This is a genomic window from Paenibacillus agaridevorans (assembly GCF_018604145.1).
Lineage (GTDB): Bacteria > Bacillota > Bacilli > Paenibacillales > Paenibacillaceae > Pristimantibacillus > Pristimantibacillus agaridevorans.
The window spans coordinates 5,800,631-5,824,413 of record NZ_CP075889.1 but is presented as its reverse complement, the minus strand read 5'-3'; the positions used below and the strand labels follow the sequence as shown (position 1 = coordinate 5,824,413).

Here is a 23,783-nt window from a genome sequence, read left to right as displayed (position 1 = left end):
TACTTCAGGTTGTGAAAAGAACTGCGAGTTCTGAGATTAAGAATAGGGAATTCGCTATACTAGCTGAGGTTAGTCATATAAATTCAAAAGTATATGGTGGTTGCCAGTATATAAGATCGGCTGGGGAAAGCTGAATGATAGCAGTGTAATTGCAGAAGGAATTACTTCTGTGGCTGAAGGAGGATATGACGTCATCATGATCGTTCGTGGTGGTGGCAATGAGAACGATTTTAATGTGTTTAACGAATCTAATGTTGTCAAAGCCATATATGATTCTCAAATTCCTGTTATTGTTGGTATCGGGCACACGGATAACAATACATTCGCCGATAAAGCGGCTGATCGTTCGGAGACAACGCCATCCAAAGCTGCACGGTATCTTGTAGATATGTTAGGAGCTCCTGCTCCAATAAACCGTAGACCTTCCCATCAGAGAAGAAGATATGCTAATCGGTCTTATAGTCCGCCGCAGAATCAGGTCCAGACATTCAAAAAGTCTCAAGCTGGTTCGATGGTAATTCTCACTGCAATTATCGCTATGTTAATAATATTCGTGGGAATCGCAGTCTTTGTATACGTCCCCAAACTATTCGAAACTATTTTAACGAGCCAATAGGAGGAAATCATGGCTAGAACATATAAATCTGAGGGAAACCAGATTGCTTACCTATTAAGAGGTCTCTTTATTCTTGGAGGGCTAGCTCTTTATTTCAACATACCAGGGCTGCATTTGGGATTTTTCTTTGGAATTTTGTTGGGGTCCGTTATTTTGTCTGAAATCGTTGGTCTTATTTGGATTAGAAAGAGACGCGCTGCTAAAACGATACGAAAGTCTCAGTCGAAGACACAAAGGGCAAGCTCGGTAGCCCATCGGACTTCCAAACAGATAAGGACAGATGAAGTGATTTTGGCTACGAAGTTGGAGGATCTCTCCGGCGCCGAGTTTGAAAGGTTACTGGCCATGTATTTCATCGATCAAGGCTATGCAGTAAAGGAAGTCGGCGTTGGAGGCAATGATGGTGGAGTAGACTTGGTCATCACGGATCGACGCGGCGAGAAGACGGCTGTTCAAGCTAAATGTTATTCTGAGCGAAATAAGGTACCCGTACAGACAGTACGTGAGTTGGTAGCGGCAAAACGCAACCATGACTGCATCCTTTCTCTACTTGTGACAACGTCTGATCTGACTTCTCCTGCAAAAGACGAAGCAGATAAATTTAAAGTCGACTATTGGCATGGTGCTATTGTTGAGCAGAAGCTGAAGACTTGGGGGAAATGGCAACCAGGTAAAAAAGCAGCTGTTCAATCGAAGCTCACAACGGCTAAGAGAGAGGTAGCGACAGCAAGAAAAGAATTAGCTACTGCATCTGCTGCTACCTGTTCATGCGGTGCCCCAATGGTAAGACGCAAGAGCAAGCAGGGCGCGGAGTTCATGGGATGCTCGAAGTTCCCTTCTTGCAGACAAACTAGACCGATATAATTTATACAGAAAGCGGTGAGCCAAATGCCAACTTACAATAAACTCGTTCGAGATCATATTCCGCAAATCATCGAGGAGACGGGCAAGACATGCCGAACTCGTATTCTGAACGACGAGGAATATCTCCAAGAACTAAATACGAAGCTGATGGAAGAAGTCAACGAATATCTCGGCGCCAAAAACGCTAACGAAGCTCTGGAAGAACTGGCCGACGTTCTCGAGGTGATTAGAGCTCTGACTGCCGCACACGGATACAGCGTGGAGGAGGGGGAAGAGCTTCGTAAACAAAAGACCGAAAAACGAGGGGGCTTCCAGGAGCGGGTGTATCTCATCGATGTCGACGACGAAGCTTAACGTCAGGCTGATTACGGAAAACCTGGGCGATGAATTAATCGCTAATATGCAGCATGCCGCCGGCATTTATATCATGAAGCGCTATGTTCCAATTGCTGTGGTTGCAGCAATCCTGTTGAAAGAGAATGAAGAAGAGGGCTGTAAGAACGACAAGGTAGAAGAACTGGCGACGTACAAGGGCGCTTATTTGATCATAAGTAAACAAAGAAAAAACGAGTGATGGGAGCTCCACCCAAGGCGAAATGGTTCGGGGACTCTTCCACACTCGTTGCCAGGTTCGATCAAGAAACCACAAGGGTATAAGAAGAATCTACATAATGATAAATTCTTCATGTATTAATCATGCACTTCTCTATATTCTGAAGGCGTTAAGTTCGTCGCTCGTTTAAAAAACTTTGTAAAATATGCCGATGATTCAAAGCCAAGCTCCATCGAAATTTCATGCACCTTGAGCAGCGGATTTCTGAGCAATTGTTTTGCTTTATTCAATCGAACTTCAGTTATATACTCAAATAACCCCTCGCCAGACAACTGCTTATACAAACGGGACAAATAGGATGGGTTAAATCCGACAACCTCTCCAATTTTGGCAAGTGACAGATCGCCTGCCAGATTGTTCTCGATATAACGTTTAATGGTTGCGATCACCTTGAGCTCAATCTCCGCCACATTCGATTGGCTATATTCGAATATCGCTTCGGCTACCTTTGCCAAATATTCCATAGCATCTTCCCATGAGCTATGAGCTGTTAGCTGCGTAAGTTTTCCTAACTCAATATTGAGCCCAATGCTGCTTTTATCCAATGATTTATTCAAAAATGTAAAGAAAATCGGAACGATAGCATAATACGTTTGCAGTTTGATTTGATCGTTCGCATGCTCCTCCGTACTACGGACAAGCTCAGAAAAGAGCAAAAAAAACGGCTCGCGCTGCGAAGTTTCAAGATAGGTCTCCAACCTTCTAATCATTCCAGTCAGCGATTGAAATGAAGTATCGCTTTCTCGCTCCGTACTGAGCGATAGTTGGCTTTCTAACAAAAGAACCTCTTTATGCAAGCCGTACTCAAAATTGAAAATTCGTTTAAGTCTACTGAATGATTGGCTGCTTTCATGGAAAGGCACCGGTATAGTTCCAGCGAGCAGCGACACCTTCAAACCTAAATACTTTTTGCAAGCCGCTTGAATCTGCTCCAGGGACTGGCTGATTAGCATTGTGGCAAGCTTCCAGGAGCTGTCCAGATTAAATGGGGGATCATGGTGCTCAGGGGCAAGCTTAGGCTGAATTAGCCAAATCCAATTGCCATGTTCATACATACAGGAGAACATCTGCAGCGAAGGACTGAGCAGTTCATTTACAATCGCATGAAGCGAGAAGCCGAGCATCGTCTGATCCTGTGACTTCAGCTCTCTATTCTCTACTCTACCTAGCATAAGTAGTACGGGAAAAGCGGCATTAAGCGGTATTTTCAGCTCAGTCATGCGCTCATCAAGTTTACCGGCATCCTTATCTTCTCCGCGCAACAAATCGCCAAGCCATTCTTTTTGCAGCATAGGCAGCGCTTCAAGCATATAAGCGTTTGCTTGCATGACAAGTTGCTCCCGCTCAAACTTATTTTCCAGCATTTGAACAGCATTATGGATGGTCTCAACGATAATGTTGTCATCCTCTGTTTTCAATATATAATTGAAGCTATTGTTTCGGCTAGCTGTGTGCAAATAATTGAAATCATCATGTCCCGTCAAAAAAATAACGAGAGCATGCGGCCATACGCGATTGATCTCTTGCTGCAAAGCAAGACCCGACATGCCAGGCATACGGATGTCACTAAGCACAATGTCGATTTTTATACGGTTAAAAATATTTAAAGCTTCGAAGGCAGAGTATGCGAGCTGAATGTCCACTTCATAATCGAGCGAACTTTCAATAAGCTGTGCCAAGCCATGGACGATCAATTCCTCATCATCAACGATAAGTAGTCTATACATGCCTAAGTCCCCTTTGTTATTGGAATAGCTACTTCGACACATAAACCGCCAAGTGAAGAACGTGAAACGGACAATCCGTACTGTTTGCCGAATTTCAACTGCAGCCTGCGGTGCACATTTAACATGCCGGTTGTTTCCACATGCTCCTCTAATTTGAGCTCTATTGCAATCCTTTCAATTTGCCGATCCGACAAATCATCCCCGTTGTCCTCCACCGTAATTTGCAAAAGCTCATCTGTCGACGAAAAAGACATTTTTACAATGCCGCCGGCCATTTTATTTTCCAACCCGTGCTCATATGCATTTTCCAAAATAGGCTGCAGAACCAGTCTAGGCACCAGAACCTCCTTGAAGCAGTCTGGCAATTCTTCGCAAATTGTTTGTATTCTGCGCGAATAGCGCAGCATTTGAATTTCAATATAAGAATGAGTATGGCGAATCTCTTGCGCGAGCGCTATTTCATCAGCACCATTCCGCGTAATATAACGAAAATATTCTCCCAAATGACGGGATAGCCGAATGACTGTATCGGTATCATGCATCTGCGCAACACGATGCAGTACAAAATAGCTGTTGTACAAAAAATGAGGGTTAATTTGAGACTGAAGCTGCTTCAGCTCGGATTGCTGCGAGCGTATTTTCTCTTCGTATACCTCGTGAACAAGCAATTGAAGCTTACTGGACATAATATTGAACTGCTCGTACAAATAAGCAAATTCATCTTCTTGGCTATGCTTTAAGGAAACATTCAAATTGCCTTTTTCCAGCTTGCGAAATGCAAACACCATTCTTTGTATCGGCTGATGAATGATACGATAAATCCAATATGAAAATATAATGACTATGACAACCGACGTTAAAGTAATGATCCAATACCAATAGCGGTATTTCGTAAGCGGCCCAAGCGTCTCTTCCTCTGGCAAAAAAACAGCCATAACCGTATTTAATACTGAAGATTTTTCGTAAATGACCGTATATGCCACATGGTCGGCCGTTACACTAAAGCTGCCGTTCTGGAACTGCTCCATCGATTCGCCGGCGATATGTGGAATTAAGTTTTCGGCTAATGCATGCATTTGGTCATTCCCGCTAACAATTTTCCACTGCTTGTCGGCTTGCAGCAACATGCCTCCTCCAAACTTCGTATTATGCACCTCATTTAGAGACTGCTGCAGAAAATCCTCTGAAACGGATATCTTTAATATAAGAAAAGGCTCATCCTCGCTGTCCTCAATCCCATAAGTGCCCGGAAACGAACCGCCTATTAAATATTGATCGTTCCAAAAAACAATAGGGGAAGAAAGAGTAGACCGCTTGAGCGCAGCAATTTCGTCTTCAACTGGCAAAGTTATAAATCCCCTTGAAGAAATATTTCTTTGAATGCGCGGTAAATAAACGTTGATATCATCCATATATAAGCTGGAAGCTTGGAGCAGCCTCAGCTTCTCTTGAATGCGGAGAACGGCCTGTGCATACAAATAATCGGAGAGATGATGCTTGGCGTAGCTAAGCGTTTGCAGGTCGCTGTCCGCGAGCAGCTCATTCCTAAGGCGCATCATTCTTTGAAAGTCTGCATCCATTCCTCTGACATAGTTATGCAGCCTGGACTTAAGCGATTGTTCGATTTGTTCCTTTACGGTTGTCGAGCTCGAATAGTTTAAATACAAGCCGAGAATAGACAAGGGCAGTATAATCAATAAAAATGCTATAGCCAGTTTGAAAAAAATGCTAGACAATTTAATAGGTAGCACCTTCATTGTATCCCCCTGTTTTTTGAATGACTCACTTGCCGCACTGCGGGAGTAAATAAAGAAGAGCAGCTCAAGCGTGATAATCTTGAACTGCTGTTTAATATAGGATTCCTTATTTTACAGCTAGCAAGCGATAGATGACAACAGATGCCTGCGCTCGTGTTGCAGTGTCATTCGGCTGCATTTTATTAGAAGAAACACCCGTAATAATTCGCTCGCTTACAGCTAGTGCAATATCATTCGCCATAGATTCTGTCAGCCCGGAAATATCAACGTATTGACTTAATTCATTGCCAGCCTGATGGCTGTCCGTTCTCTGATGAAATAGCCTGATTGCCCGCCCGGCCAATACGGCCATTTCGGCGCGAGTAATCGCGTCATTGGGGCCAAATGTTCCGTTTGCACGACCAGCAATTAAACCGCTCGCAGCAGTTGCTGCTGCATACGGCGCATACCAGTCTGTCTCATTAATATCGTGGAATGGCTGTGAGAAGTCTTTGAGATTCAACTGATAAAGCCTGGCCAGCATCGCTGCAAATTGTGCCCTTGTCACAGGCGCATCGGGATCAAAGCGACCTTCCGCTTTTCCATTCACAATGCCGTTTGCGGCAATAACTCCAATCGCGCGACCCGCCCAATGCGAGACATGGTCAATATCATCAAATGCCACCTTGTTTTCCAAAATAGCGAATGTTGAAGCACCGCCAATGAATGCTGCATAGCTGCGACTGAGCATATTTCCTCTAATCAATCCAGGACCGCCTTGGCCAAGATCAGCCATTACGAGCAGCTCCTGATCGAAGTCCCCATCGACTGGCAATTCCAAACGGATCGGTTTTTGGAAAACAGGCTGCTCTATTCCGTTTATTTTCAAATGAATATGATAGGCAAGCGAGGCAAGGGCTTGCTCCAAATAACCTGTTTCCTGCAAATCTACTTCTGTAATTTGAAGCTCTGTCTTGCCATTAAATTGTTCTGGATCAAAGCTTACAGTTACACCCGACCATTTCGCAGAAACATCCAGCAAGCCAGCTTCTTTCAGCTTTTGAAGGAGCTGCTCATCCAGCGTCAATGATAGTCGGCCTGCTTCAGTCGAACCTAAATCCATAATCAGTTTCGCGTTTAAGGCTGAAGCAGAAGGATTAAGCTTTCCTAACAGCTCATTCAGACGCTCGATAGATGCTTGAACATTCGCAATTTGCTCCTGCAGCGTTTGCCCGCCGAGTTCAGCTGCGGCGGCGCCAGCATGAATTGAAACGGCAGAGCTCAGGTCTAACGTGCTTATTTGTTCAAACAAAGCTTTAATTCGTTCCGTTCCAGCAGCAATCAGCGCGGCTTGTTCAGACGGGGCTGCGCCTGCCAGCTTTTGTTCAATACCTTTCAAATATTCCTCCAGCTCCGCTATAGGAGTGGATGGCTTCGGATCGATAACCAGTCCTCCCCCAGGATAGGTCGGTAGCGGGCTTAGCTCATAAATGCGCACCTCTAATGGGCCATACGTCTGCTGCAAACGATTCTGACTGACTGCGATGCTGCTCCCTGATTTCCAATCCTTCACCTGCATGCCTGCAGGTATACTGAAGGCTGCTTCCAGCTCTTCTTTGCTGCTGTTAACTGCAGCAAGATACGTTTTTCCGTTCACTTGGCGGCTTATCCAGTGCAGATGTTCGCTGTCGTCGCCAATTACTTTCACATTTGAATCCAGTTTATCTGACAAAATAAAAGCCTGCAAATCTTCTATTTCTTGAGCTACCGTGTTTACATGACCCAGCAATTTTTCATAGGCTTGTCCGCTGTCATCATTTTTCAAATCGAATAAAGAATAAAACAGTATCCCTCTGGCACCTTCAGTAATGTATTGCCATGCCATATTGCGCATTTCCTGCTCGGTTGGAGGACGAAGCCCGCCTTGCGCGTAGTTGCCCACATTTTGTGCTTGCACGACTGCCCATTGACCTTTTTTGCCTAGCATTGCTGTTGTCTCTTTCTGCAGTTTGCCAGGCTCGCTGATCGGATCGGTATCGAGCCCTTTAATCGGATAAACGTCCAACCCGAAAATATCTGTCGTTTTGTCCAGCGTATTGGCATTCGGCAAATTAAAATCGACGATATAGGCTGGATGATCAGGATCATTCTCTTTCACCGCTTCATAATGACTTGGCAGACGGTCATCATTGGGCGACTCATCATTTAAATACCAGGCCAGCAAAGCCGGATGGCTCTTGTATCGGATTGCGAAATCACTGATCATTTCTACCGCATCCTCGTCACTTTCAATGCCTTCAGGCGCCCATGTCGACCCGTAATAAAAATCCTTCAGCGAAAAGATAACGGATTTGCCGTATTGCTGAGCTAGGTCAAGCTGCTGCTCGGACGGATAATCATAAGGCAGCAGCGTATTGATCGGGCTGTCCTTCAGCTCCTCCAGCTCAGAGGCAATAATTTTGTCTGCATATATGCCAATCGGTAAAAACAGTTTGTCGTCTCTCCAAAACCTTCCTTCGCTGTCCACATAGGTTCTCGGCAGCTCAGCACGACTGGAAACCTTCTTGATCGTCCATTCCTTGGAATCAACAACCGTATCGGCAGAAAGAGCTTCTACTCGAGCTTTGTAGGTGCCCGGGGCCAATTGTGCAGAAGCAAATGTATGCTCTATACTTGAAACCCCAGTGTATTCTTGTACTTCCAGCACAGAGTCGTCATTTCCTAACAAACTGGCGCGCAGTATATAAGCTGTCAAATCAGCTCCAATTGCTGGCTCTGCCTTTATCCGGATGGGGGACTCATCCCCTGGCATAATAAAACCTCTATAATTGGGATACGCAAGCTGTGTTTGCAGCAGCTTAGGCATAACCGAATAAATTTGCAAATCGTCGAACCAAACCGTGCCTGCCGATCCTCTTGTATATAAAGTCAAATCTGCTTTAGCCGCATTGGCAGGAGCTGTAAGCAGCGGTATGCGCAGCAGTGTCCATTGTTCAGGCTTAATCGGATTTACATAGGAGCCGGTTATCCAACCTCCTGCCGAATCCACGACATCCAGCGCAAGCAGTGCTCCATCCTCGCCCGATATTCCTTCAGTTTTTACCCACACCTCTGCGTAATATCCCATTCCTGGGGTAACCGCAAACTCGAAGCGCGGTGAGTTATTCGTAGCTCCGTTCTCATACTTCAAAGAGCGAGTGCCTGTACGGAATACGGTGTCATCAAAGCTCGTCGAGCTTGTTATCCATATATCCTGTTCATCGTCCTCCTCGAATGAGGTTTCATATCCTGTAATGGTACTGCTGCCTGACGCTTTTTTGTATACCTTGACATCGTCAAACCATACCGTGCCCGTGCCATCCTTGCTCAAATAAAGCGAAACCTGCGTTTTTGTCGCATCCTCTGGAATGGTGTATGTCGGCAGCTTCAGCAATGTCCAGTCCGCTGCCACTATTCCTTCTGTGTATTGCCCGCCTTTCCAATCGTCACCGTCATAAGCCTCTAAAGCGATTCTTGCTTTATCGGCGCCGGCTACATTTTTTGTTTTAATCATCACAGTAGCATAATAAGTAGAGCCGGGCTCCAAATTAATTTGATACCTTGGATATTCGTACTCTTTTGGGTCAGTCCGTTCATATTTCAAGGAATGCGTACCGCTATAAGCCTCCGAATCGTCATAGCTAGTTGCGGTCGTAATCCAATCCTGCATCTCTGCATCATCAAAGTGTTCTTCAAACACCAATTCATCGCCGCTGGCTGCGTAAGCAACCGAAGACGAACGATCTGTCACGCTTGGAACGAGCCCTGGCTGAAGCACGAGAGCTGCTGCAATAAATAAACTGAGCCACTTTCTTTTCATTTTTTCCACCTAACCTTCCACCTCATAGATGTGTACTTGCAATGGTGCGAACGAATCTGTAAACGTGCTTGTTGTTACCGGCAATACACGCCCTTCTTTAGGCACCTTAACTTGCTGGGCTCCGGCAACTTGAAAGGATGCGGTTTGATTCGTTTTTCCGTTATTCACCGCAAAAATAAATGTTTTGTTGTTGTACTGCTTGACTGTCCAGTTCAACCAGCTGCCGCCAGTTGTCGTTGTCAGCGGCGCCGCTTCGATGGACAAGAGGTGCGGCACGAACTCCTCCACCTCTGCTGCAACCTGCTTCACGTTTCCTAGCAAAGTCGAATAAGGCTGCCCGCTGGCATCGTTTTGCAAATCAAACTGAGAGTAGAACATAAGACCGGTAGCGCCCTCGGTTAAATACTGCCATGTCATATTGCGCAGTTCTGCGAGTGTCGGCGGACGAGTGCCGCCTTGGCCGTAATTCTCAAGATTATGCGCTTGTACGACAGGCCATTGACCACGGAAAGGAAGCGCATTCATAGAACTCCTTTGATAGCTGCCGGGCTCGTTGATCGGATCGGATGACAACCCCTTTACGACATAACGATCCATGCCAAATATGTCAGAAGACCGCATGAAATTGTCCGGGCTTGGAACATTATAATCTACGATGTATGCCGGATGATCGGCATCATTTGTAATTACGGCTTCATAATGATCGGGCAATCTCGCATCAAGAGGCGCTTCATCATTCAAATACCAAGCGAGTAGAGCTGGATGAGATTTGAACCAATTTACATGCTGGGCGATATAATGGGCCTCATCCGCCACGCTCGTAATAAATGAAGGGGCATGCAGAGAGCCGTAGTAAAAATCTTTAAAGGAATAGATGACCTTTAAGCCGTAGCTATTGGCTAAATCCAGCTTGCCTGCATCAGGATGCACATAAGGCAAAATCGTATTAATCGCACTATTGTTCAGATCCAGCATATCAGCTGCTGTAATGTCGGAAGTATAAATGCCTATCGGAAAAAATAAACTGCCATCCTTCCATAGCCTGCCGTATTTATCTACATAGTTGGCTGGAGCTGAGACTGTTTTAGTAATCGGCTTTTCGATATAGCCCTTTACTTGCCCTGTTGATGTTTTAATCAATTGAATAACAAGCTTGTAGCTTCCATTCGCCAGTGCAGAACCGTCAAATATCGTAGCCGTAGACTGCTGGCCCGTATAAGTGGCGGAATTCATTACTATACCAGCCTGATTATACAGACTGATTTTTGTCGTATACCCGCTAAAATCAGCCGACCAGGCATGGGGGATCGTCTTCACTCTTATGTCTGTATGATCCATATCGATCAGCTTGCCTCGATAAGAGGGGTAATCCAGGTAGGCATAAACCAATTGGCTTGGCTGAACCTCATACACGTTAAGGTCATCAAACCAAGCTGTCCCTGTTGTGCCTTGCTCTAAATAGAGAGAGAGGCTTATTTTAGCTGTATTTGCCGGCAGCGTATACATCGGAACAGTAAGCTTCGTCCACTGTCCCGCTCGAATGCCGTTCACATATTTCCCTCCCAGCCAAGCATTCGTTGAGCTGAGCGCTTCAATAGCCATTGTTGCGCCGCCTGAGCTGCTAAGCCCAGAGGTTTTTATCCATACTGTGGCGTAATAGCTTTCGCCAGCGCTTGCAGGCAGCCACTTGGAAGGATACACATAGCTGGAGCTTGAGGAGCGGCTATATTTTAAAGATTGTCCAGAGGATAGATATTGGCTTGAATCATAGCTGGTTGATGCTGAAAGCCAATCCGTATCGCCGCTATTTTCAAAGGGTGTTTCGTATACAAGCAGATCAAAGGCCGCATGCGCTGAAGTAGCCGTTTTTAGGCCATATAGCGCGGTCGTACATATTACAGCTGCCATAAACAAGCTAAGAAAACAAAGCCTTTTGTACATGCTTGTCATCCACCTTTCGCTTTTACCCACTCATTCACTTCTTTCGTAATAATATTTCCGCCTAATTCTTTCCACTGAGCAACATATTCATCAAATGCTTCTAGCGGCAATTCGCCCATAATGATCATCGTGTAAGTGTCTAGCGTGAGCTTTTCAAGGATGGGCGTGACCTGGCTCATCGTCTTGGTTGGCGGGCCATAAAACTCATTCATCTGGATAAGCTGATGATCAATTTTTTCCTTAATATGTGACCATGCGCTAATCTCGCCGTACATGCCTTCTTCAAACCAATACTGATTTGCCCCTTGCCGATAAGCCTGGATATTGTCGTAGTAGCCTTTTTCCACAGTGTTCAGTTCATCAGGGTTGCCTGACTTCAAAGCCTCCTGTATATGGAGATAATTTTTAAAGCTGCCGTTTTCCGGCCATGTGTAGACTAATGGATAGTTATTGTATAAAAAACCGTCCTTGCCGATGAAAAAACGCTCCCATTGCGGCTCCTCATAACCGCGATGCACCATTAAATTTAGCAAATGAACGAGCGCTTCGGGATGCTTTATTCCTTTTCTAACGACAAAATAGCTATAAACGGGAAAATTGTATTCCACCTTGGCAGGCAAATCACTTATAGAAGGAATGCCATATGCTCGCCAATCCGCATCAGGCTCGGCATCCTTGCTTGTCTGCAAGGGATAGGTCGGGTTCCACCAGGCTCCATATTGCATCCCTACCTTGCCGGCTACAATTTCCTCCGCCATAAAATTCTGATCCTTCACGGAAAATTCCGGGTCCAGCTGCCCCTCCTTATACATTTCCTGTAAAGCAGCCAGAGCGGTCTTTACCTCAGGCTGTATGCCGCCAAAGGCGATTTGTCCGTCGCCTTTCTTAATCCAGCTTGAAGGATAAGCGTGAAAGCCATTTAAAAATCCTTTCAAGGAGGCCACATTAATCCGATTATGCAAGCCCATGTTAAGTCCAAGGCCGAACGTATCAGGCTTGCCGTTCCCATCTGGATCAAGCTTTGTGAAAGCTTTCGAAATATTTATTACATCCTGCATCGTTTCCGGCTCCGGCAAACCGAGGCGGTTCAGCCAGTCATATCGGATCCAAAGCACCTGCGATTGATCCGTAGTTGAAGCCCCTTGCGGTATCGCCATCAGCCTTCCATCAAAATCGGCGGTTTCCAGCGCATTCGGAATTTCTTCAAGCATCCTGCGGGCGGCAGCAGACGCATGCGTCTCATAGACATTGGTCAAATCCTCGATCAAGCCAGCATTGACCAACTGCTTGAGCTGCAGGCTGTCCACCTCAAAAATATCGGGAATCTCGCCTGTCAGTATCGAGGCATTCAGCCTTTGATTATAGTCTTCCGTTCCTTTCGTCGTTGTCCATAAATACTTAATCTGTATGCCGAGCGTATCCATGTAATCTCTGCTCCACACGTTGTTCGTCAAAGATTCACCCGCCCGGAATACAGTGCTGTCATTTAAATTACGCACAGCAGTAAGCGTTATGGCAGGGTCATATTTCGGAAACGGGCCTACTTGTGCAGTTTCTTCGGCCGTATCTTTTTTTTCAGCCAGATACAGTCCAGCCGCAACCAACCCTGCCAGCACGATGGCTAGAATTAGTCCGCGTTTCCGATTAAACATGACCGTGTACTCCTTTCGTTAAAAGCTCAACTCATTATTTTTTGATTTTATCTAGTACAGCTTGTGCAGCCGTGTCGCCTTTCTTCAGCAGCTCATCTATATCCAGCTTGCCCGCCAAATATTCCGTAAACAGAGGATCTATCGCGCCAATCCATTCTTCCCATAGCGGATTGTCTCCAACATTGGAGGCATGCTCCATGCTGTCCAAAAATACCTTGATATTGGATGGGTTTCCTTGATGCTTGGATAAAGCCGCATCTGCCATCGCTTTATTGGCTGTAATGCCTTCTGCCAATGAAGCGTTCAGCTCTTGAGCTTCATCGCTAAGGAAATACTGGATAAATTTCCAGCCTGCTTCTTTCTCAGAATCGTTTGCTTTTGCATCCAGCACCCAAGAGTTAGCAACGAGCGCGCTGTAATTCACACCGCCAATACCCTTTGGCATAAGCGCTACATCGTAATTTATGCCTTCCTGATCATTTGAAAGTCTTCTGGCAAAATTATCATAGAACATTGCTGTAATGCCGCGCGGAAACCATGTGCCATGATTTGGCGTAACTTCGCCCTCTTGCTCCAGCAAGCTTGGCGTTAAGCCTTCATCCCAAAACTTTTTCATGTAAATCAAAGCTTCTTTTACTTTCGGATCGCTGGCAAATGTGCTCTTTGTACGAGTTTCGTCCAGAAGGTCTCCTCCAAACTGACGGATCGTCGTATACCAGCCGTAACGGAAATGATTGGCAAGGCCAATACCGTATTGCTTTTTATCTTTATCCGTCAGCTTCTGAGCAGCAGCGTACACATCGTCCGTCGTCCAGTCAGCTGTCGGGTATGCAACATTTGCCTCATCGAACATATCTTTATTATAGTACAAGGCGTTTACCTGAATAGCTTGCGGAACTGCGAAATACTCGCCTTTTGCATTTTTAATGGCATCGAATCCGTAATAGTCCTGAAGCGAAATTTCCTTCAAGCGGTCTGTCAAATTTTCAATGGCGCCTTCTTCGGCGTATTGTGCAATATATGGGCCATCAAGTAAAAATACAGTCGGGCCATCACCCGAAGCTAAATCCACTTTCAAGTTTGTATAATGCGTTCCCCAGTCTGTGCCCAAATCTTCTACCGTAATATGTTCGTTTTTCTCCATAAACGCATCAATAATTTTTCCAAATGTTTCTCTTGCTGTTTCGTCAGCGTAATAAGCAACCTGAATCGTAACCGGCTCTTCCTTAGTCGATTCGCTAGGCGCCGGTGACTCATTATTGCCGCTGCTCGGAACGGTAGAGCTCCCGGCATTTCCTCCGCTATTGGAGGAACAGCCCGCCAAAATCATAGTGAAAAGTAAAATAAAAATGGTGACTGGCTTCATTGCTTGTTTCATTTTAACCCTCCTGAATTTGTTGTATATGCATCAAGGATTATTATCCTTTGACACCGGATGTTGCGATGCTTTTTACGAAATAGGGCTGTGCTGTAATAAATAAAATAATAACCGGCAGCACTAGCAATACATTGCCCGCCATCTCTAGCTCCGGGCGTGAGTTATATTGTCCAGTGGACAGATCGCGTATTTTTAATACCATCGTCCACAAATCGCTTTTTTTTCCAATAAAGATCATCGGATACAATATTTCCGCCCACTTTTCTTGAAAGGTCAAAATAGCTAAAGTGATCAATGGAGAAATCATCAGCGGCAGATGAATGCGAGAGTAGATGGTGAACCAGCCGGCTCCATCAACCTTTGCGGCTTCATCCATTTCCTTGGGAATGGTACGGTAAAATTGCCTTAATAAAATAATGCCGAAGGCTGAAGCCAGAAAAGCAGGTATGATCAGCGGATAATGGGTGCCCAGCCAGCCCAGCTCTTTAAAAATTAAAAACTGCGGTATCATCGTCACCTGTGACGGCAGAAATATAGAGATAACGGCAAAGCCAAAAACGATATTTTTCCCTGGGAATGAAATTCTTGCGAGAGCAAATGCTACCAGGCTACAAGATAATACGGTGCCGATCATGGCTAGCCCTGTCACCTTCACGCTATTGAAAAAGTACAGCATAAACGGATGCCCTTTTTCAGGGAACAGCAGCCTCGTGTAATTTTCCCATTGCGGAGCAGCGGGCAGCCATTTGAATGCATTCAAAAACTCCCCATTTGTTTTTAAGGATGCTAGAATCATCCACACAAACGGCAATAGCATGCTTATTGCCCCAAGCAGTAAAATGATCGTAAAGATGATCGTACTTACACCGATCTTTGTTCTATTTCTTTTGTTTGCGGCGATACTAGCCAATTGTTCTGCCTCCTATTCTTCGTAATGAACCCATCGTTTCTGTAAAAACAGGACGATAAGAGTTACGATAATCATGCACAAGAACGAAACCCATGCGATCAGCGATGCATAGCCCATATCCATAAAACGAAATGCTTTTTCATAGAGATATACCATCAGATGCGTATCCGAATATTTGTTATAGCGATTGAACACCATTGTAAAATGCTGATCGAAAGCTTGGAACGCACTGGATATCGAAATAATGACAATTAAAAAGGTCGTTGGAGATATCATCGGCACGGTAATGTTTCGAAATCTTTGCCAAACGTTCACACCGTCAATTTCAGCTGATTCATATAGCGAATCTGGAATATTGTTAAGTCCTATGAAATAAATGAACATGGCATAGCCAAGACCCTTCCACACGGCTACTAGCGCTAAACTGGGGATAATTGTATCCGAACCTATTCCCAGAAAAGCAATATCGGACTTGCCAAACCAGCCAATAATTTGATTGACGATGCCAATTTCCGGAGCAAGCAGCCAAATCCAAACCATACCGATTACAAACCAGGATGGAATAGCCGGGAAATAGTAGATTGCGCGAAGCCAATCCGACCATTTGCCCCTAATCAATTTTTTGGAATAACTCAGCATAACTGCAAAAACAAGCGGAATGACAACCTGAATCGGCACATAAATGAGTGAATAATACCAAGTATTTTTAAAGGCAGTCATAAACAACTGGTCAGCTAAAAGCATGCGTATATTGTCCAGCCCGTTGAACATCGGCGGCGAAATAACTTTAAATCGTGTAAAAGAATAGTATAAGGACATGCAGGCTGGAATTATAAATAGCATAAAAGCGCCAATCACATACGGCATAATGAATAAATAGCCTGTAAAATAATCTGAAGCTTTGCGTCGCATCATAATCACCTCCCTTTCCGAAAAATGTTGTAATCGTTTTCTTAACGCTTGTTTTATTATAAGATTGAACCTCCGCCCAATCTATTTCCGTCTCTTTACTTTCTCGGTCTTTTGTTTACTTGTTAGCGTAAAAAATATGTTTGTACGCAAAACAGGCTGCCGGGAGCCTATAAACAGCCTATTTTTAGCCTATTGGTGCTACCACCAGACTCATATTCTCCGGTACCTTAGCACTTAAAATGGCCAACCTGATATATCGGGAGAATAACCTAATATGTTAAAATAAGAAAAATGTGATCACAGTTATCGGCTTAATTACATCGGGAACAGCCTCATTTAGAATATGGATTCTTTCACACTTCGAGAGAAGAACCTAAGCCACGAGAGAAATGGGCGCAGGTATCCGGGGAGCCTCGATGAATATAAGCTGAAAAAGTAAGAGGAGTAACCTTAGAAGTTACTCTTTTTCTATATGCAACATTTAAAACTGGCTAGGAGGCATAGCCCACCATGAAAGAAGGCCTATACGAACAAGTCATCAACGGTTTGACATCGGAGCAACTGCTTCGGCTAAATGCCTCTGAGTTCGTTATTGGAAAGGAGAAGCTGGACAGCGAAGAAGCTCGGAAAATGTTATCCAGCTACATCGGGCTTGTCACTCGCAGAGCGCTCAAGCTGGTGAGGGAGCAGGCAGGGACACAGGACGAAGAGGCAATATTGGCACAGGTGCGGACATGCAATGATGTTATCGCGTCTTTGAAGGAAAGTCTCGGAGCAGAGGAAGCCGAAGCGCTGAAGCTGGACGAGCAGGGAGAAGTGCTGACGCATATTTATTCCAGGATGAATCACATTCGTGCATTCAAAGACGAGAAGGTGATTCGGCCAGCGACGCCGCTGTCCCAAAGTTCATTATTTACCGGCGCGCATGCGGAGCCGAACATGCTTCACGAGTTAAAACAGGAAATTCTGACGTCGGATCGGATCGACTGGCTTGTGTCCTTCATCAAGTGGAGCGGTCTTCGTTGTTTAATGGAGCAACTGGAGCAGTTCACGACCAGAGGTGGAAAGCTACGCGTCATTACAACAACGTATATGGAAGCTACTGACTACAAAGCGATTCAGGAGCTCAGCAAGTTGCCGAATACAGAAATCAAAATTTCGTACGACACCGATCGTACTCGGCTGCATGCTAAAGCCTACGTTTTCAAGAGGGATACCGGTTTTACGACGGCATACGTCGGTTCGTCCAATTTGTCCAATCCGGCGCTTACCAGCGGACTGGAATGGAATTTGAAGGTGACGGAGAAGGATTCCTACGACGTGCTGAACAAGATCGACGCCACGTTCGCAAGCTATTGGAACGATCGGGCGTTCAAGCTCTTCGACCCTACCGATGAAACTGACGAGGAGATGCTGTTGCTAGCGCTGCGCAAGGGAAAGTCGGCCAGGGATGAGGAGGGACTTTCATTTCCGTTCGAGATTCATCCTTACGACTACCAAAAGGAGATCCTGGAGAAATTAGAGGCACAGCGAACGTTGCATGGACGGACACGCAATTTGGTTGTGGCGGCGACTGGCGTCGGAAAGACGGTCGTATCGGCGTTCGACTTCAAAAAATTTGCACAAATTCACCCAAATGCGAAGCTGCTGTTCGTTGCGCATCGCGAAGAGATTTTGAAACAAAGCCGGGATACGTTTCGCTATATCCTAAAAGATCTAAACTTTGGCGAACTTCAAGTTGGCAATCATCAAGCTCAGAGCCTGGATCGTCTGTTTATTAGTATTCAGAGTCTGAATTCGATGCAACTTACGGAGCGAACGACACCGGACTATTACGATTACATCGTAGTTGACGAATTTCACCATGCGGCTGCGCCGTCCTACCAAAAATTGCTGGGCCATTATCGTCCTCGTATTTTGCTAGGTTTAACGGCTACGCCTGAGCGTATGGATGGCAAGAACGTGTTTGGTTATTTTGACAACCGCATCGCGGCCGAAATTCGGCTTACGGATGCAATCGATAGGAAATTATTGAGTCCTTTCCATTATTTTGGGGTGACGGATGCGGTTGATTTGACGCAAGTGCGTTGGTCGAGACGCGGATACGATTTAAACGAGTTAGAAAATTTGTATACGCATAATAAGATTCGTGCCGTACAAATTCTAAACAGCCTGCGCAAGTACTCGACGGACATGGACGCTCTCAAAGGGCTGGGATTCTGTGTTGGCATTGATCACGCACGGTATATGGCAACCGTCTTTTGCGAGGCCGGCATACCAAGCATATCCCTATATAGCGGATCTAGCAATACGGAGAGACAATCAGCCAAGAAGAAGCTGGAGCAAGGCGAGATACGCATGATTTTCGTCGTTGATTTGTACAATGAAGGCGTTGATATTCCCGCTGTAAATACAATATTGTTTCTCCGCCCGACGGAAAGTTTGACCGTATTCCTTCAACAGCTTGGACGTGGACTCCGCTTGCATGAGGGCAAGGAATGCCTCACCGTACTGGATTTTATAGGACAGGCCCACCAGGAATATAATTTTCAGGAGAAATTCCGTGCGTTGGTGGGGAGAACAAAACATTCCGTTCAACATTATGTGGAGAATGGGTTTTCAAGTTTGCCGCGAGGCAGCTTTATCCAGCTCGAAAAGCAGGCTAAACATTACATATTGCGCAATCTGAAGAGTATGTCCGTAAACCGAAGAAGCCTGGTGAATCGACTCAAATATTTCGAGGCAGATACGGGTTTACCCGTGACGCTAGAAAACTTCGTGGGTCATTATGGGCTAACCTTACAGGATTTCTACGGCGGAAGAACGGGACGGAGAAGCTTTCAGGGGTTATTGGTTGAAGCGGGATTAAAGGAGCCGTATCACTGGGAAGCAGGCGAATATTTGACGAAGCGTTTCCCGGCTTTACTGCAGCTCAATGAACCTAGACTACTGCGTTTTCTAATCGATTACTTGGCAACAAGCCGGCTAGCGCAGTCCGAAGAAGAGCAGCTCATGCTTAATATGTTTTGTTATACTTTTTACAGGACGGAGCCTAAAAAGCAGGGGTATGCGGGAGTTCAGGATGCGCTTTTACAAATCTTTTCATGCGTCCCATTCCGAGAAGAAGTAACGGCAATCCTGCACCATAATCTTTCCAATATCGATTTTGTCAACAAACCGCACGGCTTGCCTTACGCTCTACCGCTTTATGTGCATTGCCGTTATACGCTGGACCAGGTGATGGCCGCTTTCGGTTATTGGAACGATGAAGCGGCTCCTAGCTTCCGCGAAGGGGTCAAATATTTTGAGAGCAAGTCAACCGACATTTTCCTTATCACTCTAAACAAGTCGGACAAGGACTTCTCCCCCTCAACGCAATATGAGGATTACGCCATTAATGAGACGTTGTTCCATTGGCAGACGCAGAGTCGGACTTCGGAGGAGTCGAAGACGGCACAGCGGTATATTCATCACCGGGAACGTGAGTCTCGCATCCTGTTATTCGTTCGTGAATACAAGGAAGAGGGCGGGTTTACGAGTCCCTTTACTTTCCTTGGAGAAGCGGAATACGTGAGTCATGAAGGCAACAAGCCAATCAGTTTCGTCTGGCGGCTGAAGGAAGAGCTGCCTCCGTCTATGGTGCCGGCGGCCAAGAAGGCGATCGTGTAGCAACATGCAAGAGACTCAAGGATGACCACCAATCCCAAGGAGGTCATGTAGAATTTAGAGAAGTATATTTTTAAGTGACCTGGATAGATTGAGTAGTAACGAAATGGGTGTACGTAATGGATATGAATATAAATATTAAAAGCTTTAAGTCCTTATCTGACGTTCCTATTGAACCTGGTAAGGTAATAGCATTTATAGGAGCAAGCAGACAAGCTGCATCAATTATTATTGAAGTTGGAGAAGTGAAATAAACTGCGCCTTTATGGCGCTTTTTGTTTAGGCTGCCTAGCGAGGTGATTATCAACATGGACGATATTCATGAAAAATATAAGGCTGCTCTTAAAGAGATTAATCGCCTATTACAAGAGAATGAACGACTTAAAAACCAACTCGAACGTGTTGCTTCGTTTGAATCTGTAAAATTATCGGATAGTTCAAATCATGCAAAAGAGGGTGATAGTGGAACTGAATACGAATCACCCGCAACAGTTCATCAACTTTCATCGGTTAGTGAAAAACTAGCCATATACCGTAACTATTTCCGTGGACGGGAAGATGTATATCCTGTTCGTTGGAGTAACAAGCAGGGAAAGTCGGGTTATTCTCCTGCTTGTGGGAATGAGTGGACGTCTGTTTGTCAGAAACCAAAAGTGAAGTGTTCTGCATGTTTACATCAGAATTTTTTGCAAGTTACGGACGATGTCTTGTCCAAACATTTGGACGCCAGGCAGGATCGAACGATAGGCGTTTATCCCATGCTGCCAGATGAGACCTGTTGGTTTTTGGCAATGGACTTTGATAAGAAGAACTGGAAAGACGATTCTTTGGCTGTCATGCAAGTTTGTGAAGGCTTAAATATTCCTGCTTCATTGGAACGATCACGGTCCGGTCAAGGAGGACATCTTTGGATTTTCTTTGAAGAGCCCATTGCAGCTAGTCTAGCAAGGAGGCTTGGTACTATAATTTTGACACTTACCATGAATCAGAGGTATCAGATCGGACTTGAATCGTATGATCGATTATTTCCTAACCAGGACACTTTGCCCAAAGGTGGTTTTGGTAACTTAATTGCGTTGCCGCTTCAAGGTGGACCGCGGAAGAGTGGGAATAGCGTATTTGTAAACGAGAAGCTGGAGCCATATGATGATCAGTGGCGCTATTTGGCGAGTGTAAGAAAGTTGACTAGTGAGGAAGTTTTGTCGTTTATCAAGCAACATGCGGTATCCGATGATTGGGGCACTCATACAGATCCCCTTTCGGAGCAAGAAATAGTGCCTTGGGCTCCTGATAAAAAACAGAATCAAGAGATTATTCAATTGACTCTACCAGATGAAGTCAAGATTGTGTTAAGTAATCGAATCTATATAAGAAAAGACAAATTACCTGCACCGGTAATTAATCAACTTCTTCGTCTTGCTTCTTTTTCAAATCCGGATTTCTATAAAGCACAGGCATTGAGGTTATCGACATTTGATAAACCCAGGATTATTAGTTGCTCAGAGGATTTAGAGGACTCTATTGCATTGCCCCGGGGTTGTAAAGAGGCAGTATTATCTATGCTTGAAGAGCTGAAAATTAAGCCGATCGTTGAAGACAGAAGATGTGAGGGACAGGCTATTGATGTCCAGTTTGAAGGAGAATTAACTATTCTGCAGGATGCTGCGGCAAGAGCAATTACAGCTCATGAAATGGGAATTCTATCTGCCGCGACTGGTTTTGGTAAGACTGTAGTGGCCGCGAGTATCATTGCAAGACGTAAAGTGAGCACGTTAATCATCGTGCATCGTCGTGAGCTGATGGAGCAGTGGAAGGAACGACTGCATACGTTTTTAAGCATAGAGAAGAACATGATTGGTTTGATTGGTGGAGGTAAAGATAAACGCAGTGGCGTAATTGATATTGCCATTATACAAAGTTTGAATCGTAAGGGAGAGGTGAAGGATTTTATTGAGGAATATGGTCAGGTTATCGTCGATGAGTGTCATCATCTTTCAGCTTTTAGCTTTGAACAGGTGCTCATAAAAGCTAAGGCCAAATATGTGGTCGGCCTTACGGCAACGCTTAAGAGACAGGACGGGCATGAAGCGATTGTTATGATGCAGCTTGGCCCAATTCGCACGAAAATAGATGCTAAATCTCTGACAAGTAATCGTGGTTTTTCTTTGACAGTGGTACCCAGGTACACTAATCTGCGCTTGACTTCAGATACAGGCACATCTATACAGGAGGTCTACCAGTATCTAGTGAGCGATGAAGAACGGAATACAATGATATTCGATGATCTGCTTGCTTGTTTGGAAGAAGGGAGATCGCCTTTGCTGTTAGTTGAACGAAGGGAGCATGCTTTCTATTTTGAAGAGCGGCTTCGTTCGTTTGCTCGAAATGTTATTGTGTTGACAGGAGGTATGGGGAAGAAACAGAGAGATGCCGCTCGTGAACAGATCACCGGAATTCCGGATCAAGAAGAGCGAGTCTTTATTGCAACCGGCAAATTAATCGGTGAGGGTTTTGATGACGCGAGATTGGACACTTTGTTTTTAGTCCATCCTATATCGTGGTCCGGTACATTACAGCAATATGCAGGCAGGCTGCATCGCACACATGTTCATAAAAATGAGGTAAAAATTTACGATTACATTGACCTTCAGGTGCCTGTTCTTATGAGTATGTATAAGAAAAGAGTCAAAGGTTATCGCAAGATGGGCTATAAGGGGGCAGAATTGTAATAGCATTAATTACGTTGAACGCCGCCTCAAAATAATTCAAGGATGACCCCCAATCCCAAGGCGGTCATCCTTTTCTTTACCACATAAGCGTATAAGTTTCCGAGCTTGCCGGAGAAGAAAAATTCTTATTGGCGATAAAAACTATCTCTAAACGCGGTCGCTCATCACTGAAGTACCTCGATAGAAGTTTTTCTCATATTTATTTGTTGTAAAGTATATTGACATTCAACTCTCGATGATATAATGTTATAACCAGTTAATTAAGAGGTTATAACCACTTATTAAATCCTTTACAAAGAAAGGGGGTTGGGAAAATGCTCGATGACAAGCTGCCGGTTACGCTTCAGTATCAGCTCAGAAGCAAGATGCTGGAGAAGATTCAAAGCAAGATCTGGGCGCCGGGAGAACAGATCGCAAGCGAAAGGGAATTATGCGATGAATACGGAGTTAGCCGGATAACGGTGCGAGAGGTGATCAAAGGGCTTGTGCAAGAGGGTTATCTTGTCCGCAAGCAAGGGAAAGGGACCTTCGTATCCCTTCCTAAATTCGAGCATGAGTTGTCCAGCGATTATAGCTTGTCCAAGGAGCTCGAGAAGAGCGGGCTGGAATCTTCGTTCCAATTGATTTCGTTCAAGCCAGTGCAGCCGTCGGTATCATTGATGAGACACCTGGAGGTAAACGAGCACGAGTCGATTCATGAACTGATCAGGCTCCGACACATCGGCGGTGAGATTTTTGCATGGGAGCGTTCCTATACGCCAAGCAAATTCCTGGAGAAGGCGACGGAAGAGGATCTGGACCGAGAAGGATTGTATATGACAATTTTTCATTGCTCCGGTCTAATGGCGGAAGAGGCGGAAGTGGAGATCGAGGCGGCGAACTGCCCGTCGGACATTGCCGTACAGCTGCAGATCAAAAAAAATGCGGCCGTCATGCATCTGACAAGAGTGACAATGGCGCAGGAGCAGATCATCGAATACTGCGAAAGCTTCATTATCAGCGACAAATATAAATACAAGTACAGGCAGAAGCTGCGCAAAAAAGCGGTTTACGAAGGTGCGCTCAGCGAATCCAGAAGCGGCGAGTAATGCAGCAGTGTAGCAAAACAAAATAGATTATTAATTCGGCGGCGCGGCTTGGTCCGCACCGCCACACTCCCGGCGATGGTGCGATCATCTTA

The 23,783-nt window shown here is 45.2% G+C and carries 16 protein-coding genes; 8 read left to right on the top strand and 8 right to left on the bottom strand.

What is annotated here, in order from left to right; all coding sequences use genetic code 11:
- Positions 1-100: 100 nt before the first annotated feature.
- Genes KJW29_RS23315 through KJW29_RS23300 form a run of 4 tightly spaced genes read left to right on the top strand, consistent with a single transcriptional unit; the run spans position 101 to position 2,054 of the window.
- Positions 101-616, top strand: a complete 516-nt coding sequence (locus KJW29_RS23315) for an exodeoxyribonuclease VII large subunit (protein WP_214626417.1) — start codon at positions 101-103, stop codon at positions 614-616.
- Between the two features lie 9 nt (positions 617-625).
- Positions 626-1,480 carry a restriction endonuclease gene (locus KJW29_RS23310; protein ID WP_214626416.1) on the top strand — a complete coding sequence of 285 codons (855 nt, stop codon included), beginning with the start codon at positions 626-628 and terminating at the stop codon, positions 1,478-1,480.
- A 24-nt stretch (positions 1,481-1,504) separates the two neighbouring features.
- Positions 1,505-1,834: a nucleoside triphosphate pyrophosphohydrolase gene (locus tag KJW29_RS23305; protein WP_214626415.1), complete on the top strand. Its 330-nt coding sequence runs from the start codon at positions 1,505-1,507 to the stop codon at positions 1,832-1,834.
- On the top strand, positions 1,815-2,054 hold the full coding sequence (locus KJW29_RS23300) for a hypothetical protein (protein ID WP_214626414.1): 240 nt from the start codon (positions 1,815-1,817) through the stop codon (positions 2,052-2,054). Before KJW29_RS23305 ends, KJW29_RS23300 begins: the two co-directional genes overlap by 20 nt.
- Before the next feature lie 116 nt (positions 2,055-2,170).
- Here the strand turns inward: KJW29_RS23300 and KJW29_RS23295 are convergent, their stop codons facing one another.
- The 8 genes from KJW29_RS23295 to KJW29_RS23260 form a co-directional block, all read right to left on the bottom strand.
- The gene (locus tag KJW29_RS23295; protein WP_281426384.1) at positions 2,171-3,820 is read right to left on the bottom strand and encodes a response regulator; all 1,650 of its coding nucleotides are present in this window, start codon (positions 3,818-3,820) and stop codon (positions 2,171-2,173) included.
- 2 nt (positions 3,821-3,822) lie between these two features.
- The gene (locus KJW29_RS23290) at positions 3,823-5,577 is read right to left on the bottom strand and encodes a sensor histidine kinase (protein WP_214626412.1); all 1,755 of its coding nucleotides are present in this window, start codon (positions 5,575-5,577) and stop codon (positions 3,823-3,825) included.
- 106 nt (positions 5,578-5,683) lie between these two features.
- A complete protein-coding gene (locus tag KJW29_RS23285; protein ID WP_246608887.1) occupies positions 5,684-9,415 on the bottom strand; it encodes an S-layer homology domain-containing protein in 3,732 nt (1,243 codons plus the stop codon).
- A 9-nt stretch (positions 9,416-9,424) separates the two neighbouring features.
- Positions 9,425-11,356 (bottom strand): hypothetical protein, encoded by a 1,932-nt coding sequence (locus KJW29_RS23280; protein ID WP_214626410.1) that lies wholly within the window; start codon positions 11,354-11,356, stop codon positions 9,425-9,427.
- A 5-nt stretch (positions 11,357-11,361) separates the two neighbouring features.
- Complete coding sequence (locus tag KJW29_RS23275; RefSeq protein WP_214626409.1) at positions 11,362-13,008, bottom strand: extracellular solute-binding protein; 1,647 nt, start codon at positions 13,006-13,008, stop codon at positions 11,362-11,364.
- A 34-nt stretch (positions 13,009-13,042) separates the two neighbouring features.
- The gene (locus KJW29_RS23270; RefSeq protein WP_214626408.1) at positions 13,043-14,386 is read right to left on the bottom strand and encodes an ABC transporter substrate-binding protein; all 1,344 of its coding nucleotides are present in this window, start codon (positions 14,384-14,386) and stop codon (positions 13,043-13,045) included.
- Between the two features lie 40 nt (positions 14,387-14,426).
- A complete protein-coding gene (locus KJW29_RS23265; protein ID WP_214626407.1) occupies positions 14,427-15,296 on the bottom strand; it encodes a carbohydrate ABC transporter permease in 870 nt (289 codons plus the stop codon).
- A gap of 12 nt (positions 15,297-15,308) precedes the next feature.
- On the bottom strand, positions 15,309-16,211 hold the full coding sequence (locus KJW29_RS23260; RefSeq protein ID WP_214626406.1) for a carbohydrate ABC transporter permease: 903 nt from the start codon (positions 16,209-16,211) through the stop codon (positions 15,309-15,311).
- Between the two features lie 507 nt (positions 16,212-16,718).
- Between KJW29_RS23260 and KJW29_RS23255 the strand changes: the two genes are divergently transcribed.
- From KJW29_RS23255 to KJW29_RS23245, 4 genes are all read left to right on the top strand, one after another.
- Positions 16,719-19,877 carry a DEAD/DEAH box helicase gene (locus KJW29_RS23255; RefSeq protein WP_214626405.1) on the top strand — a complete coding sequence of 1,053 codons (3,159 nt, stop codon included), beginning with the start codon at positions 16,719-16,721 and terminating at the stop codon, positions 19,875-19,877.
- Between the two features lie 116 nt (positions 19,878-19,993).
- Positions 19,994-20,128 (top strand): hypothetical protein, encoded by a 135-nt coding sequence (locus tag KJW29_RS36545; RefSeq protein WP_281426284.1) that lies wholly within the window; start codon positions 19,994-19,996, stop codon positions 20,126-20,128.
- Between the two features lie 54 nt (positions 20,129-20,182).
- Positions 20,183-22,603, top strand: a complete 2,421-nt coding sequence (locus KJW29_RS23250) for a TOTE conflict system archaeo-eukaryotic primase domain-containing protein (RefSeq protein ID WP_214626404.1) — start codon at positions 20,183-20,185, stop codon at positions 22,601-22,603.
- Between the two features lie 314 nt (positions 22,604-22,917).
- Complete coding sequence (locus tag KJW29_RS23245; protein WP_214626403.1) at positions 22,918-23,691, top strand: GntR family transcriptional regulator; 774 nt, start codon at positions 22,918-22,920, stop codon at positions 23,689-23,691.
- Positions 23,692-23,783: the final 92 nt, after the last annotated feature.

What these genes read in the sequence shown, in the direction of transcription:
- KJW29_RS23310 (WP_214626416.1), top strand. Translation starts at nt 626, where the DNA reads ATGGCTAGAACATATAAATCTGAGGGAAACCAGATTGCTTACCTATTA.
- KJW29_RS23305 (WP_214626415.1), top strand. Translation starts at nt 1,505, where the DNA reads ATGCCAACTTACAATAAACTCGTTCGAGATCATATTCCGCAAATCATC.
- KJW29_RS23300 (WP_214626414.1), top strand. Translation starts at nt 1,815, where the DNA reads ATGTCGACGACGAAGCTTAACGTCAGGCTGATTACGGAAAACCTGGGC.
- KJW29_RS23295 (WP_281426384.1), bottom strand. Translation starts at nt 3,820, where the DNA reads ATGTATAGACTACTTATCGTTGATGATGAGGAATTGATCGTCCATGGC.
- KJW29_RS23290 (WP_214626412.1), bottom strand. Translation starts at nt 5,577, where the DNA reads ATGAAGGTGCTACCTATTAAATTGTCTAGCATTTTTTTCAAACTGGCT.
- KJW29_RS23285 (WP_246608887.1), bottom strand. Translation starts at nt 9,415, where the DNA reads ATGAAAAGAAAGTGGCTCAGTTTATTTATTGCAGCAGCTCTCGTGCTT.
- KJW29_RS23280 (WP_214626410.1), bottom strand. Translation starts at nt 11,356, where the DNA reads ATGTACAAAAGGCTTTGTTTTCTTAGCTTGTTTATGGCAGCTGTAATA.
- KJW29_RS23275 (WP_214626409.1), bottom strand. Translation starts at nt 13,008, where the DNA reads ATGTTTAATCGGAAACGCGGACTAATTCTAGCCATCGTGCTGGCAGGG.
- KJW29_RS23270 (WP_214626408.1), bottom strand. Translation starts at nt 14,386, where the DNA reads ATGAAACAAGCAATGAAGCCAGTCACCATTTTTATTTTACTTTTCACT.
- KJW29_RS23260 (WP_214626406.1), bottom strand. Translation starts at nt 16,211, where the DNA reads ATGATGCGACGCAAAGCTTCAGATTATTTTACAGGCTATTTATTCATT.
- KJW29_RS23255 (WP_214626405.1), top strand. Translation starts at nt 16,719, where the DNA reads ATGAAAGAAGGCCTATACGAACAAGTCATCAACGGTTTGACATCGGAG.
- KJW29_RS36545 (WP_281426284.1), top strand. Translation starts at nt 19,994, where the DNA reads ATGGATATGAATATAAATATTAAAAGCTTTAAGTCCTTATCTGACGTT.
- KJW29_RS23250 (WP_214626404.1), top strand. Translation starts at nt 20,183, where the DNA reads ATGGACGATATTCATGAAAAATATAAGGCTGCTCTTAAAGAGATTAAT.
- KJW29_RS23245 (WP_214626403.1), top strand. Translation starts at nt 22,918, where the DNA reads ATGCTCGATGACAAGCTGCCGGTTACGCTTCAGTATCAGCTCAGAAGC.